13 protein-coding genes and 2 pseudogenes are annotated in these 13,969 nt (G+C 61.0%); 12 read left to right on the plus strand and 3 right to left on the minus strand.

What is annotated here, in order from left to right:
• Positions 1-9: 9 nt before the first annotated feature.
• From AC1DUU_RS09445 to AC1DUU_RS09455, 3 genes are read right to left on the minus strand one after another with little or no spacing between them, the layout of a single operon-like run.
• The gene (locus AC1DUU_RS09445; RefSeq protein ID WP_476783163.1) at positions 10-1,215 is read right to left on the minus strand and encodes a GNAT family N-acetyltransferase; all 1,206 of its coding nucleotides are present in this window, start codon (positions 1,213-1,215) and stop codon (positions 10-12) included.
• Between the two features lie 39 nt (positions 1,216-1,254).
• Positions 1,255-1,983 (minus strand): glycerophosphodiester phosphodiesterase, encoded by a 729-nt coding sequence (locus AC1DUU_RS09450; protein ID WP_476783164.1) that lies wholly within the window; start codon positions 1,981-1,983, stop codon positions 1,255-1,257.
• A 10-nt stretch (positions 1,984-1,993) separates the two neighbouring features.
• A complete protein-coding gene (locus AC1DUU_RS09455) occupies positions 1,994-2,458 on the minus strand; it encodes a RidA family protein (protein ID WP_476783165.1) in 465 nt (154 codons plus the stop codon).
• A 143-nt stretch (positions 2,459-2,601) separates the two neighbouring features.
• Here AC1DUU_RS09455 and AC1DUU_RS09460 point away from each other — a divergent pair, with 143 nt between their 5' ends.
• The 12 genes and pseudogenes from AC1DUU_RS09460 to AC1DUU_RS09515 all read left to right on the plus strand — a co-directional run.
• Positions 2,602-3,432 (plus strand): cell envelope integrity EipB family protein, encoded by an 831-nt coding sequence (locus AC1DUU_RS09460; RefSeq protein ID WP_476783166.1) that lies wholly within the window; start codon positions 2,602-2,604, stop codon positions 3,430-3,432.
• A gap of 10 nt (positions 3,433-3,442) precedes the next feature.
• Positions 3,443-3,715, plus strand: a pseudogene (locus tag AC1DUU_RS09465) (DUF4031 domain-containing protein); the annotation flags it as partial.
• 368 nt (positions 3,716-4,083) lie between these two features.
• Positions 4,084-4,866, plus strand: a complete 783-nt coding sequence (gene rpsB, locus AC1DUU_RS09470) for a 30S ribosomal protein S2 (RefSeq protein WP_476783167.1) — start codon at positions 4,084-4,086, stop codon at positions 4,864-4,866.
• A 118-nt stretch (positions 4,867-4,984) separates the two neighbouring features.
• Positions 4,985-5,905, plus strand: coding sequence for a translation elongation factor Ts (gene tsf, locus AC1DUU_RS09475; protein WP_476783168.1), 921 nt, complete (start codon positions 4,985-4,987; stop codon positions 5,903-5,905).
• 111 nt (positions 5,906-6,016) lie between these two features.
• Complete coding sequence (pyrH, locus tag AC1DUU_RS09480; RefSeq protein WP_476783169.1) at positions 6,017-6,739, plus strand: UMP kinase; 723 nt, start codon at positions 6,017-6,019, stop codon at positions 6,737-6,739.
• A gap of 45 nt (positions 6,740-6,784) precedes the next feature.
• Positions 6,785-7,339, plus strand: coding sequence for a ribosome recycling factor (gene frr / locus AC1DUU_RS09485; protein WP_476783170.1), 555 nt, complete (start codon positions 6,785-6,787; stop codon positions 7,337-7,339).
• 31 nt (positions 7,340-7,370) lie between these two features.
• Positions 7,371-8,090 carry an isoprenyl transferase gene (locus AC1DUU_RS09490; protein ID WP_476783171.1) on the plus strand — a complete coding sequence of 240 codons (720 nt, stop codon included), beginning with the start codon at positions 7,371-7,373 and terminating at the stop codon, positions 8,088-8,090.
• 8 nt (positions 8,091-8,098) lie between these two features.
• Positions 8,099-8,929 carry a phosphatidate cytidylyltransferase gene (locus AC1DUU_RS09495; protein ID WP_476783172.1) on the plus strand — a complete coding sequence of 277 codons (831 nt, stop codon included), beginning with the start codon at positions 8,099-8,101 and terminating at the stop codon, positions 8,927-8,929.
• Positions 8,930-9,011: 82 nt separating this feature from the next.
• Positions 9,012-10,148, plus strand: coding sequence for an RIP metalloprotease RseP (gene rseP / locus AC1DUU_RS09500; RefSeq protein WP_476783173.1), 1,137 nt, complete (start codon positions 9,012-9,014; stop codon positions 10,146-10,148).
• Between the two features lie 220 nt (positions 10,149-10,368).
• Positions 10,369-12,738, plus strand: a complete 2,370-nt coding sequence (bamA, locus tag AC1DUU_RS09505; protein ID WP_476783174.1) for an outer membrane protein assembly factor BamA — start codon at positions 10,369-10,371, stop codon at positions 12,736-12,738.
• A gap of 72 nt (positions 12,739-12,810) precedes the next feature.
• Positions 12,811-13,869, plus strand: coding sequence for a UDP-3-O-(3-hydroxymyristoyl)glucosamine N-acyltransferase (gene lpxD, locus AC1DUU_RS09510; RefSeq protein ID WP_476783175.1), 1,059 nt, complete (start codon positions 12,811-12,813; stop codon positions 13,867-13,869).
• A pseudogene (locus tag AC1DUU_RS09515) lies at positions 13,862-13,969 on the plus strand (3-hydroxyacyl-ACP dehydratase FabZ); the annotation flags it as partial. The gene lpxD and the pseudogene AC1DUU_RS09515, both read left to right, overlap by 8 nt.

Here is a 13,969-nt window from a genome sequence, read left to right on the forward strand (position 1 = left end):
GACCGCAGATCAGTCGCGTCGGAACGGGCCGTGATCTTCGAGATATTCGCTTACCTCAGCGACTTCCCGCCGCTCGCGTTCCAGATATTCGGCGATCGCGCGACGAAGCCCGGGGTGGACGATGTAGTGCGCTGATTGGGTGGTAACCGGCCTGTAGCCGCGCGCCAGCTTGTGTTCGCCCTGCGCGCCCGCCTCGACCACCTTCAGCTTGCGCTCGATGGCGAAGTCGATGGCCTGATGGTAGCAGACTTCGAAATGCAGGAAGGGGTGGTCCTCGATGCAGCCCCAGTTGCGGCCGTAGAGCGTGTCGGAGCCGATGAAGTTGATGGCGCCGGCGATGTAGCGCCCGCCGCGCTTGGCCATCACCAGCAACACATCGTCGGCCATGCGTTCGCCGATCAGCGAGAAGAACTTGCGGTTCAGGTAGGGGCGGCCCCATTTGCGGCCCCCGGTGTCCACATAGAAGGCGAAAAAGTCGYCCCAATGCGCCTCGGTGATGTCCTTGCCGGTCAAACGCTCGATCGAAATGTCGTCCGCCAGCGCCTCGCGCCGCTCCTTCTTCAGCGCCTTGCGCTTGCGCGAGGCCAAGGTGGCCAGAAAATCATCGTAGCTGCCAAAGCCTTCGTTGAAGAAGTGAAACTGCTGGTCGGTACGGCGCAGGAAGCCTGTGGCCTCGAGAATATCGACCTCCTCTGCCTCGGCGAAGGTCACATGCGCTGACGATACGCCGACGCCCTCGGCCACACTGCGCAGCGCGGTCGCGAGCGCTGCCTTGGTCCTAGGGGCGTCACTGCCGGGGATGGCCAGCAGGCGGGGGCCGGTGGCCGGGGTGAACGGTACCGAGGCCTGCAGCTTGGGATAATATCGACCACCGGCGCGTTCGAACGCATCGGCCCAGCCATGGTCGAAGACATATTCGCCCTGGCTGTGAGACTTGGCGTAACAGGCAAGAGCGCCGAGGAATGTGCCGTCCGCAGTCTCAAGTCTGAGGTGATGCCCCTGCCAGCCGGTCTTGCGTATGGCGCAGCCGGCCTCTTCGAGAATGCTCAGGAAATCGAATGAAAGGAATGGATTATAGTGACTTCCTGACAAACTTCGTGAAGTGCCGGAAAGTCTGTTCCAGTCGTTGCGATCGAACTCGGTGATGCTTGAGACAACGCGGATGGCGTAACCGCCATCCGCACTCTTCGCCCCTACTTCGCTCGCAGTGCTCATACGTTGTTACTTACGCTCGAAAAGCGGCGTTGCAAGGTCTCACGCCACCGGCGTCGCATCCGGGTCAAATCCCTCGAACGTCATCTGGTCGCCATGGGCGAAGGTCCGCTTCACAGCGTCCTGGTCGCGCACAGTCCAGGTGATGACCGGCATCGCGAGCTTTTCGCGCACGAAGCTGATGAAGCGGTTCGGCAGATGCGTCACGCTATAGGAGACGAAGGAAATGCCGTGCGCAAGCATGGAGAAATGCGCCTCCAGCTCATGGTCCAGGTCGCCCCACGCGGTCAAACCGGCAGGGATTCCCGGTGCATGCCTGGAAAAATCGCGGATCAGCCAATGGTCGAAGGACATGATCGCCACATTGCCCTTGTAGTCGCGCAAGGCTTCGCCAACCTTGGCAACGAGGCCGGCGTCGTGCCCCGGGATCCCCTTGAGTTCGATCACCAGCGGCACGCGGCCATCGACGAGCTTGAGCAGTTCGGCAAGCGTTGGCACATGATCGGCCGTGCCGCCAATGCGAAGGGCTGCGAGTTCACCCGTCGTCCGCTGCCAGATATAGCCATCCGTGCCAGTCAGCCGCTTCAGCACATCGTCGTGAAAGACGACGACATTGCCATCGGCGCTCAAATGCACGTCGCATTCGATGGCGTAGCCGCGCTGAGCGGCCCTTTCGAAGGCCGAAAGCGTATTTTCCCAGCAGGTCCTGTTGAGGTCATGCAGGCCGCGATGGGCGATGGGGCGGGCGGTCAGCCACGAAAGATCGGTCATGGACTGAGGCTCACTCGGTTTCGATGATGGCTTCGATCTCGACAGCGGCATTCAGCGGCAGCGAGGCGACGCCGACAGCCGAACGCGCATGCTTGCCACGTTCGCCAAGGGCCGCAACCAGGAAGTCCGATGCACCATTGGCAACGAGATGCTGCTCGGTGAAGTCGGAGGACGAGGCGACGAAGACGGTGATCTTGACCAGGCGCTTGATCTTTTCGAGGTCGCCAAGGGCCGCCTTGGCCTGGGCGAGGATGTTGACGGCGCACTGCTTGGCCGCTTCCTTGCCGGCTGCGACGTCGATTTCGCGGCCGAGAAGGCCGGTGGCGATGAGCTTGCCGTCCTTGAGCGGCAGCTGGCCGGCCGTGAAGACGAGATTGCCGCTTGCCATGAACGGCACGTAGTTGGCGGCCGGGGCTGCGGCTGCCGGCAAGGTGACGCCGAGATCGCTTAGCCGCTTTTCGATTGTTTCGCCCATCGTCTTTCCTTATCTCTGAGTCTCGGGTGGTAGGTGAGGTCGCGCCGAAAGTGCTATGTTTGCCTCGCTTCCGCCACGACTTTTTTTAAGGTGGACCATCATTCAAAGCGGCCTGTCATGGCCGCGCCGATCGGAGCCAGTGTATGCGCGCAACGCGCCTTGTCCTTCTTGCTACCTTGTCCACCTCGGTGCTGCCCTTGGTGCCGGCATTTGCAGCACCAGTGCTTGCACCTCACCGCGCTGTCTACGATCTGGTGCTCGATCAGGCTTCGGACCGGTCGGGAATCACCGGACTTTCAGGGCGCATGGTCTATGAGTTCAACGGTTCGGCCTGCRAGGGCTATACGGTCAAATTCCGTTTCGTGACCCAGATCGCAACGACCGAGAACACGCGGCTGACAGACCAGCAAACGACCACCTTCGAGGATGGCGAAGGCAAGACCTTCTCTTTCGTGACGAAATCCTTTGTCGACCAAAATCTCGATCGTGAGGTCAAGGGCACGGCGACGCGCGAGGCCAACGGGCTCAAGGTGGCGCTGGAAAAGCCGGAGGCAGGTTCCGTTGATCTCGCCAAAACCCAGTTTCCAACCCAGCATCTTGTCGAGCTGATCGACAAGGCGGAAAAAGGCGAGACATTCTATGAGACCAGCCTGTTCGACGGTTCGGAGGATGCCGACAAGGTGATGACAACCACCGTCATCGTCGGCAAGAAAACAGAAGTGCCCAAGACCGATCCTGAGTTGCCCGCGCTCGCCGGGCTTGCCAAGGACAAATACTGGCCCGTCGACATCGCTTATTTTGACGAGAGCAAGGGCGGCGGCGAGGAAGTGCCGGAGTACCGCATCAGCTTCAAGCTGCACGAAAACGGCCTGACGCGCGATCTGGTCATGGACTATGGCGATTTCTCGATGACCGGCAAGCTGGTCAATCTCGCGCTGTTTCCCACACCGCCGCAGGGCAATTRCAAGCCATAGGCGGGCAATCGTGGCCGTCTATGTCGACGCGGCAATCTGGAAGTGGGTGGGCCATCGCTGGTGCCACCTGCTTGCCGATGACACGGATCAGCTGCACCGCTTTGCTGCCCAGCTCGGCCTGAAGCGGTCATCCTATCAGGGGCCGCCAAAGACCTCGGCGCCGCATTACGACATCACCGGTTTCGAGCGCGACCGGGCCGTGCGCTTGGGCGCGATCGAATGCAGCCGCGATGAAATCGTAGCGGTGTTTCGCCGTGTGCGTGTGCGCAACTTCAAGCGCCGCGACCCCAGGCCAGTGGAAGAAGAGGCAGCGCAGGAGGAGCCCGGCATGGCGCGCTGGGCGGCCGGCAGCTGAACATGTGCTGGTCCCGAGAATCGGGGACCGATTTCCAAGAGCCCGCACCCGCGTCCAGGCTGCCGAAACGCTCCATGTCATGGCGCTGAGGCGCAGAAAGCCGCGGTTTTGGCCGATGTCGGCCCGGTCTGGGGGTTGCGTCCGCCCGGCAATACGTCTATATGCCGCCGCATTCCACACACGGACTTTGGTTTCTGCCCGGGAGAAATCCGGCTGAGACCATCCCGGTGGCGTTTCGAGCAATCTCGCTAAAAGCGTCATGGTCCGTGGAGGCTAACCGGAAAAGGAAATAAAGAATGGCACTGCCTGATTTCAGCATGCGCCAGCTTCTTGAAGCTGGTTCTCACTTCGGCCACCAGACCCACCGCTGGAACCCGAAGATGGCGCCTTACATCTATGGCGCCCGCAACAACATCCACATCATCGACCTCAGCCAGACCGTGCCGCTGCTGCACCAGGCGCTGAAGCAGGTCTCGGACACCGTTGCGCGCGGCGGCCGTGTTCTCTTCGTCGGCACCAAGCGTCAGGCTTCGGACATCGTTGCTGACGCTGCCCAGCGTTCGGCTCAGTATTACGTCAACTCGCGTTGGCTCGGCGGCATGCTGACCAACTGGAAGACGATCTCGAACTCGATCCAGCGCCTGCGCAAGCTCGACGAGCTGCTCGCTGGCGAAGCCCAGGGCTTCACCAAGAAGGAGCGCCTGAACCTTGAGCGCGAACGCGAGAAGCTAAACAAGGCTCTTGGCGGCATCAAGGACATGGGCTCGACGCCGGACCTGATGTTCGTCATCGACACCAACAAGGAAGCCATCGCCATCCTGGAAGCCAAGCGTCTTGGCATTCCGGTCGTTGCGATCATCGATTCCAACTGCGACCCAGACAAGATCGACTTCCCGATCCCCGGCAATGACGACGCCGCCCGCGCCATCCAGCTCTATTGCGATCTGGTTGCCAAGGCTGCGATCGACGGCATCGCTCGCCAGCAGGGCGCGCTCGGCATGGACATCGGCGCGTCGGCCGAAGCTCCGATCGAGCCTGCGCTCGACGCGGCTCCGACGACCGAAACGCCCCAGGCGTAATCGCGAAGGCCGGGCAACCGGCCTTCCTTTTCAGGATTGGGCGCAGCTAGCGCCGGCGTTCGGCGCATCATCGATCCCTCGGTGGTGCGTTCACGCATTTTGAAGCAAAGAGGCCACAATGAGCATTTCGGCAGCACAGGTTAAAGAACTCCGCGAACTGACGGGCGCGGGCATGATGGATTGCAAGACGGCTCTCAACGAGACTGGCGGCAACATGGAAGAGGCGGTCGACTGGCTGCGCAAGAAGGGCATCTCCAAGGCCGACAAGAAGGCCAGCCGCACCGCGGCCGAGGGCCTTGTCGGCGTCGATACCGGCGTGCGCGAGGCCGTCGTCGTCGAAGTCAATTCGGAGACCGATTTCGTTGCCCGCAACGCGGCCTTCCAGGAAATCGTGTCCAACGTCGCCAAGGTTGCTCTTGCATATGGCGGCACCGAAGCGGTTGCTGCTGCGAAGTATCCGGGCTCGGACAAGACCGTCAGCGACACCATCAAGGATGCCGTCGGCACCATCGGCGAGAACATGAGCTTCCGCCGTTCGGCCAAGCTTTCGGTTTCTGAAGGTGTCGTCGCCAGCTACGTCCACAACGCGGTTGCCGACAATCTCGGCAAGCTCGGCGTTCTGGTCGCCATCGAAACGACCGGCAACCACGATGCGGCCCGCGCTTTCGCGCGTCAGGTCGCCATGCATGTTGCTGCGACCAATCCGCTGGCACTGACGCCAGACGAGGTCGACGCCTCGGCTGTCGAGCGCGAGAAGGCGATCTTCGCTGACCAGGCACGCCAGTCGGGCAAGCCGGAAAACATCATCGAAAAGATGGTCGAAGGCCGCATGCGCAAGTTCTACGAGGAAGTCGTGCTGCTGAAGCAGGCTTTCGTGCTCAACCCCGACCTCACCGTCGAGGCAGCGCTGAAGGAAGCCGAAAAGCAGATCGGCGCTCCGGCCAAGATTTCCGGCTATGTGCGCTTCGCGCTCGGTGAAGGCATCGAGAAGGAAGAAAGCGACTTTGCCGCCGAAGTCGCTGCTGCGGTCAAGGGCTAAAAAATAGCGCTGCATCAAGCGCTTCCTGAGGATAGCCGAAGGGCGCCGCGTGACATCGCGGCGCCCTTCGTGTATCGGAACTCCCGATCTTTCAACAGCCGTGAGGAATTCATGACCGCCAAGCCGCYCTACCGGCGTGTTCTGCTCAAGGCGTCGGGTGAAGCCCTGATGGGCGAGCAGCATTTTGGCATCGACGTGTCGGTGGTCGACCGCATCGCATCTGATATCGCTGAGGCGAGGGCGCTTGGCGTCGAGGTGGGCGTTGTCATCGGCGGCGGCAACATCTTCCGCGGCGTGGCTGTTGCCTCCAAGGGCGGCGACCGGGTCACCGGCGACCACATGGGCATGCTCGCCACCGTCATCAATTCGCTGGCACTGCGCACCTCGCTGGTCAAGCTTGGCGTCGATGCCGTGGTGCTTTCGGCGATCGCGATGCCTGAGCTTTGCGAAAGCTTCTCGCAGCGCCAGGCCACCGCCTACATGGACGCCGGCAAGGTGGTGATCTTCGCTGGCGGCACCGGCAACCCGTTCTTCACCACCGATTCGGCCGCGGCACTTCGTGCTGCCGAAATTGGCGCCGATGCGCTGTTCAAGGGCACGYAGGTCGACGGTGTCTACTCGGCCGATCCGAAGAAGGATCCCGATGCGACCCGCTTTGAGCGCATTACGCATGCGGAAGTCATTGCAAAAGGCCTGTCGATCATGGACACGGCAGCAATTGCTCTTGCGCGCGAAAACAACATTCCGATAATCGTCTATTCGATCCATGAAAAAGGCGGTTTCGGCGAAATATTGAGAGGTGGCGGTCGCTGCACGGTTGTTGCGGACGCCTGACAATTGGAACGACGGTCCCGGGGTTTCGGGACCAAGGAGGCTTTGATGAGCTCGAACTACAACGATCTTCAGCGGCGCATGGAAGGCGCCATCACCGCGTTCAAGAGCGATCTCGCCTCGCTCCGTACGGGCCGCGCCTCAAGCAACCTTCTCGACCCGATCCAGGTCCAGGCCTATGGTTCGGCCATGCCGCTCAACCAGGTCGCGACCGTGTCGGTGCCCGAGCCGCGCATGATCTCGGTTTCGGTCTGGGACAAGTCGATGGTCGGCGCTGTCGATCGCGCCATTCGCGAATCCAATCTCGGCTTTAATCCGATTGTCGACGGCACCAATCTGCGCATTCCGCTGCCGGAGCTGAACGAACAGCGCCGCAAGGAGCTGGTCAAGATCGCGCACACCTATGCCGAAAATGCCAAGGTGGCGGCGCGCCACGTGCGCCGCGACGGCATGGACGTGCTCAAGAAGGAAGAAAAGGACGGCGACATCAGCCAGGACGACCATCGCGTCCAGTCTGAGAAGGTGCAGAAGCTGACCGACGACACGATCAGCCAGATCGACAGCCTGCTTGCGGGCAAAGAAGCCGAGATCATGCAAGTCTAAGGCGGCCTGAGACTGGCCCGAAAGCGAACGGATGACTACGCCCGCGCATGTCGCGATCATCATGGACGGCAACGGTCGCTGGGCAAAGGCCCGCGGCCTGCCGCGCGTTGCAGGACATCGTGCCGGCGTCGAAGCGCTGCGCCGCACCGTTCGCGCGGCAGCCGACCTCGGTATCTCCTGGTTGACGGTCTATGCGTTTTCTTCGGAAAACTGGTCGCGGCCGAAATCCGAGGTCACCGACCTCATGGGGCTGCTTAAGATCTTCATTCGCCGCGACCTGGCAGAACTCCACAATAGCGGCGTGCGTGTCCGCATCATCGGTGATCGCGCGACCTTGCAGCCCGACATCCGTTCCCTGCTGGAGGAAGCCGAAACGCTGACCGCCGGCAACGGTTCGCTGACCTTGGTCATCGCTTTCAACTATGGCGGACGCGACGAGATCGCGCGCGCGGCGCGCAAGCTCGCCGAGGCGGTCAAGCGTGGTGAGATTTCGGGTGAGGACATCACGCCGGAAAGGTTTGCCGAAGAGCTCGACACATCGGGCATCCCTGATCCCGATCTGGTCATCCGCACCAGTGGCGAAGTTCGGCTATCCAATTTTCTGCCATGGCAAGCGGCCTACAGCGAACTTGTTTTCCAGCCCTGCTACTGGCCGGATTTCACCCGCGAGCATCTGAGCGAGGCCGTGCGCGAGTATACCGGCCGCGAACGCCGCTTTGGCGGGCTTGCCGCGCGCGACGTCGCTTTGTGACCACTGACATGAGCAATCTCCAGCTGCGTACAATCTCGGCGATCGTGCTCGCGGCAGCGGTACTGCTGCTGACGTGGCTGGGCGGCATGCCTTTCCGGCTGCTCTCGGCGGCCATAGCCCTTGCCATATTCTACGAGTGGTCGCGCATGTCGCGACCGACGAGCGACGCAGGCTGGCCCGTGGGCGGCCTTGCCATGCTGCCTGAAGTGGCGATCCTGCTGTTTGCCGGTGCACTGGTTGCGGGGGTGCCCGCACTGGCGCTGATCGGCCTGGCTGGTGCCTCCACGGTGATTCTGTGGGGCGTGGGCCGGCTGCGCGGCGAAATGGCCTGGGAAGCAGCCGGATTCGGCTATGCCGCGCTCTCCGGGCTGTCTCTGGCGTTGCTGCGCGGCAATGACGCAGCCGGCCTCATTGCCATCCTGTTTTTGTTTGCGGTTGTCTGGGCGACCGACATCTTCGCCTATTTCGTCGGCCGCAAGATCGGCGGGCCCAAGCTTGCGCCTGCCATCTCGCCTGGCAAGACTCGCAGCGGCGCGCTTGGTGGTGCCGTAGGCGGCGTTGTGGCGGGGCTTTTGCTTGCCAGCGTTGCCGGCGTCGGCAACCTGTTCGCCTTGGCAATCGTCGCTTTGCTGCTCTCGGTGATCTCGCAGGCGGGTGATCTGTTCGAATCCTGGGTCAAGCGCCGGCACGGCTACAAGGATTCGGGCTCGCTGATCCCTGGCCATGGCGGCGTGATGGACAGGGTCGACGGGCTTGTCGCGGCGGCATTTGCCCTATACGTCATCGGTTGGATGTCAGGCTCGGCCGATCATCCGGCRCAGGGACTGTTTCCAGCCTGAGCGACCGAAGCGCGGGGCGTAAGCCTCGGGCAAGGCACGACGCCTCATTTGGGGCTCGATGGTATCTGGTTGAGGGCTTGATTTGAACGAGTATCTACCTGCCTTCCTGAGCACAGACGGACTGTTGATCGGCACCATCGTGCCGTTCCTGTTCGTGCTCACCGTCGTCGTATTCGTGCATGAGATGGGTCATTACCTCGTCGGCCGCTGGTGCGGGATCGGCGTTAAGGCCTTTTCGATCGGCTTTGGACCGGAGTTGCTGGGTTTCAACGACCGCCGCGGCACGCGCTGGAAGCTTTGCGCAATTCCCCTTGGCGGCTACGTCAAATTCGTTGGCGACATGAACGTCACCTCGACGCCAGGCAGCGAGGATGCAAATCTCACGCCCGAGGAACGCAATGTCGCGTTTCACACCCAGCCGGTCTGGAAGCGTGCCGCAACGGTCGTTGCTGRCCCTGTGTTCAACTTCCTTTTGACGATTGCCGTCTTCACCGTGCTATTTTCGGCCTATGGCCGCTATGTCATGGAGCCGACGGTCGCCGAAGTGCGTGCGGCAAGCCCGGCGGCAAACGCCGGCATCCAGCCGGGCGACCGATTCGTCAGTGTCGATGGCAGCCCGGTCGAAACCTTCTCCGACGTGCAGCGCCTGGTGTCAGGGCGTGGCGGCGATCCGATTACCTTCGTGATGATGCGCGACGGCAAGGACATCACCGTGACGGCGACGCCCGAGATGGTGGAGCAGAAGGATGCGCTCGGTAACTCGGTCAAGGTCGCCGTCATCGGCGTGGTCAACAACGAGGAGTTGGGGCAGCCGCGGCTGATCAACTACAGCCCAGGCGGCGCCTTTGTTCAGGCTGTTTCGGAGACTGGCCACATCATAGAGCGCACCGGCCAGTTCCTGACGCGATTCGTCGTCGGACGCGAGGACAAGTGCCAGCTCGGCGGACCAGTCAAGATCGCCGACATGGCCGGCAAGGCGGCTCAGCTGGGCTTTGTATGGCTGGTTCAACTGGTTGCGCTTTTGTCGGTCGGCATCGGTTTTCTTAACCTTTTGCCGATTCCTCCGCTGGACGGCGGCCACCTCGCATTCTATGCCGTGGAGGCGGTGATCCGCCGCCCCGTTTCCGAACGGGCGATGGAAGCGGTATACCGCGTGGGGATGATTCTGGTTCTTGCTTTTATGGGCTTCGTTTTCTGGAACGACCTGTTTGGATGCTGAATTCATGAAGAAATTTTAGACGGCCAGGGGTCCCGTTATGGGAGCGTTTACCATCTGGGGTGATATGCGTGACGCGAAAGTCACGCTCGCAAGGTAAGTAAATACAAATTAACTAGAAGCCTTGCGTGTAGGGAAAATCCGGTTAATACGGTACGAGAAATTTACCGCGACGTCCGGTTTTCTCGCCGTGGGGACTTCGAGAAAAAGGTTACAGAGGCCAATGAAGGCAGCACTTAAGTTTGCGAGCGCCGCGTCCGCGGTAGCTCTTTCCGCCGCGTTGGCCGTTCCGGCAGCAGTGACGGTTCAGTTTGTTGCCGTGTCGGCCGCAGAGGCGGCTGTGGTCAACCGGGTCGAAGTGCGCGGCAATCAGCGCGTCGATGCGGATACCGTCCGCAACTACATCACCATCAAGCCAGGCAAGTCGTTCTCCAACACCGACATCGATGATGCGGTGAAGGCGCTGTTCGGCAGCGGCCTGTTCTCCGACGTCCGGATCAATCAGGTCGGTTCGACCCTGGTGGTTCAGGTGTCCGAGTACCAGGTCGTCAACCAGGTGCTGTTCCAGGGCAACAAGAAGCTCAAGGACGCGCAGCTCACCGGTGCAGTCCAGCTCAAGCCGCGCGGCGCGTTCTCGCAAGCCGCACTCGATGCTGACGCAGCGACGATCAAGGAAGCCTACAAACGCGTCGGTCGCGACGACGTCACCGTCGGCACCAAGGTCATGGATCTCGGCGAGAACCGCGTAAACGTGGTGTTCGAGATCAATGAAGGCGGCCGCACCAAGATCGCTGCGGTCAATTTCGTCGGCAACAGTGCTTTTGGCGATCGTCGCCTCTCGGACGTCATTTCGACCAAGCGCTCGTCGTTCCTGTCCTTCATGCTGCGCGATGATATCTATGACGAAGATCGTCTGCGCGCTGACGAAGAGGCGCTGCGCCGCTTCTACTTCAATCGCGGCTATGCCGATTTCCAGGTCGTTTCGGCCTTTGGCGAGCTCGATGAAGCAACCAACCAATACACCATCACGATCACTGTCGACGAAGGTCAGCGTTATACGTTTGGTGACGTGTCGGTCGAGAGCACGATCCCGGAGATCGATGGCGCCCAGCTGCAGTCGCTGGTCGAAACCCGCAAGGGCGACGTCTACAATGCCAAGAACGTCGAAGACTCGATCATCGGCATCACCGAGAATGTCGCCGGCAAGGGCTATGCCTTCGCCAAGGTGACGCCGCGCGGTGACCGCAACTTCGAGACGCGCACCATCAACGTCGTCTATACGGTTGACCAAGGCGCCAAGGCTTATGTCGAGCGCATCGAAATCCGCGGCAACGAACGCACCCGCGACTTCGTGATCCGTCGCGAATTCGACGTCAGCGAGGGCGATGCCTTCAACCAGGTGCTGATCCAGCGCGCGAAAAAGCGCCTCGAAGCGCTTAACTTCTTTGAGAAGGTCGAGATTTCGACCGCTCCCGGTTCGCAGCCCGATCAGGTTGTGCTGGTTGTCGACCTGGTCGAGAAGTCGACCGRCGAATTCTCGATCGGCGCTGGTTATTCGACCGGTGGCGAAAACGAGGGCCCGTCGATCGAGGGCTCGATCACCGAGCGCAACTTCCTCGGTCGTGGACAGTTCATCAAGTTCTCGGCCGGTGGCGGCAAGAACTCGCGTGACTACAGCTTCTCGTTCACCGAGCCGTACTTCCTCGGACGTCGTATTGCTGCTGGCTTCGACATCTATCGCCAGACGCGAAACTACGACGAGTACGACAGCGACATCACCGGCGGAACGGTTCGCTTCGGCCTGCCGATCACCGACAACATCTCGGGGCAGTTGGCTTATAACCTGTCGCAGGAGGAGTATAACCTCTCCAATGAGTGCGATACCGACGGCAACGGGATTCCAGATGCTGGCTGCAGTATCTCGCCGGCGATCGTTGATGGCGTGCAGGATAGCCCGTGGATCAAGTCGTCTGTCAGCGGAACGCTAGTGTACAACACCGTTGACGACATGAAGAGCCCGCACAATGGCATCTATGCGAACTTCACCACGGAAGTTGCAGGTCTGGGTGGCGATGCCCAGTTCGTCAAAGTCAGCGGTCGCGGCACCTATTACCAGACGTTGTCGGAAGAATTGGACATCGTAGGCCTGGTTTCGGGCGGCGCCGGCCATGTCCAAGGCTTCGGTGACGATGGTCTGCGCGTGTTCGACCAATTCAACAACAGCAACCGCATGATCCGCGGTTTCGAGTATAATGGTATTGGTCCGTTCGATCTGAATGGTGGCGACCACCTCGGTGGCACGACATACTTTAATGCTACCGCTGAAGCGCAGTTCCCGATCCCTGTTGTGCCGGAGAGCTTCGGACTGCGTGGCGCAGTCTTTGCAGACGCTGCCACACTTTATGGCAGCGGGATTGATACCCCTGGTGTTAACTTGGTATCGACCGACATGCAGTGGCGTGCGTCCGTTGGCATTGGTCTGCTCTGGGCCTCGCCGTTTGGTCCGCTTCGCATCGACTATGCGATGCCGATTGCCAAGCAGGACACCGACAATACGCAGGAATTCAACTTCGGCATTTCGACCCGCTTCTAATCGCGCGGAACGATCCTTCCGGGCCATCGTGGCCCGGAAGACGGTTACCCGGCTTGGCTGGAACAGTATTTTATGACGGATCCGGTATTTTTTGTGCCGTCACGCCGCTTCACGGTGGGCGAGGTGGCCGGCCTCACCGGTGCGACACTCGTCGACCCCAAGCACTCCCATATCGCCATTTCGACCATCGCTGCAGCAAGCAGTGGTGGCGATGGCGCCCTGGTGTTTGTCGACGGCAAGCGCAACGCAAAGCCCTTGGCGACACTTTCAGCCGCTGCCGTGTTCTGCACGCCTGACGTTGCAGGCATGGTTCCTGACGGTATCGCCGTTCTGGTTACACCGCGTCCACAACAGGCCTTCGCCCGCATCGGGCGGCTGCTTTATCCCGAGGCTGAACGCCCGGTTGGCGTGACGGGTATCTCAGGCATTTCACCATTCGCTCACATCGATCCGACCGCTCATATCGAAGCCGGCGCGATCATCGAGGCCGGTGCGGTCATCGGTGCCAATGCCGCTATCGGCAGCGGCACGGTGATAGCCGCCAATGCGGTCATCGGGCGTTCCTCGCAGGTCGGACGCGATTGTTACATCGGCCCGCACTGCTCGATCCAATATGCGCTGATCGGCAATGGCGTCATCATCCATGCGGGTGCTCGCATCGGTCAGGATGGTTTTGGCTTCGCCGGTGGTGCGCGTGGACCCGAACGCGTTCCTCAGATTGGCCGTGTCATTATCCAGGATAATGTCGAGATCGGCGCCAACTCCACTGTCGATCGCGGCGCGCTGGCCGACACGATCATTGGCGAGAACACCAAGATCGACAATCTGGTCCAGATCGCCCACAACGTGCGCATTGGCCGCAATTGCGTTATCGCGGGCCTTTCAGGTATTTCGGGCTCGGTCGTTGTCGGCGACAACGTGATGATGGGCGGTGGCGTCGGCCTCGCTGACCATCTGACCATCGGCGCAGGCTCCCAGTTGGCTGCGCGTAGCGGTTTCATGCATGACGTGCCTGCGGGCGAGGTTTGGGCCGGTTATCCGGCCAAGCCGATGAAAGAGGCAATGCGCGAATTCGCGCTGCTGAAGAAGTTGGYCAAGGGAAAACCAAAGGAGGGTGGGAGCAATGACTGACCAGGCAACCAAGACGCTCGAAGCCGTCGATATCCAAGGCCTTTTCAAGATCCTTCCGCATCGCTATCCGTTTCTGCTGATCGATAGGATCGTCGAGATC

The organism is Aminobacter sp. P4_H6_2, assembly GCF_056400805.1.

Coding starts and splice junctions, on each gene's coding strand:
- tsf (WP_476783168.1), top strand. CDS start 4,985: ATGAGCATTTCGGCAGCACAGGTTAAAGAACTCCGCGAACTGACGGGC.
- AC1DUU_RS09455 (WP_476783165.1), bottom strand. CDS start 2,458: ATGGGCGAAACAATCGAAAAGCGGCTAAGCGATCTCGGCGTCACCTTG.
- frr (WP_476783170.1), top strand. CDS start 6,785: ATGAGCTCGAACTACAACGATCTTCAGCGGCGCATGGAAGGCGCCATC.
- AC1DUU_RS09490 (WP_476783171.1), top strand. CDS start 7,371: ATGACTACGCCCGCGCATGTCGCGATCATCATGGACGGCAACGGTCGC.
- rpsB (WP_476783167.1), top strand. CDS start 4,084: ATGGCACTGCCTGATTTCAGCATGCGCCAGCTTCTTGAAGCTGGTTCT.
- AC1DUU_RS09450 (WP_476783164.1), bottom strand. CDS start 1,983: ATGACCGATCTTTCGTGGCTGACCGCCCGCCCCATCGCCCATCGCGGC.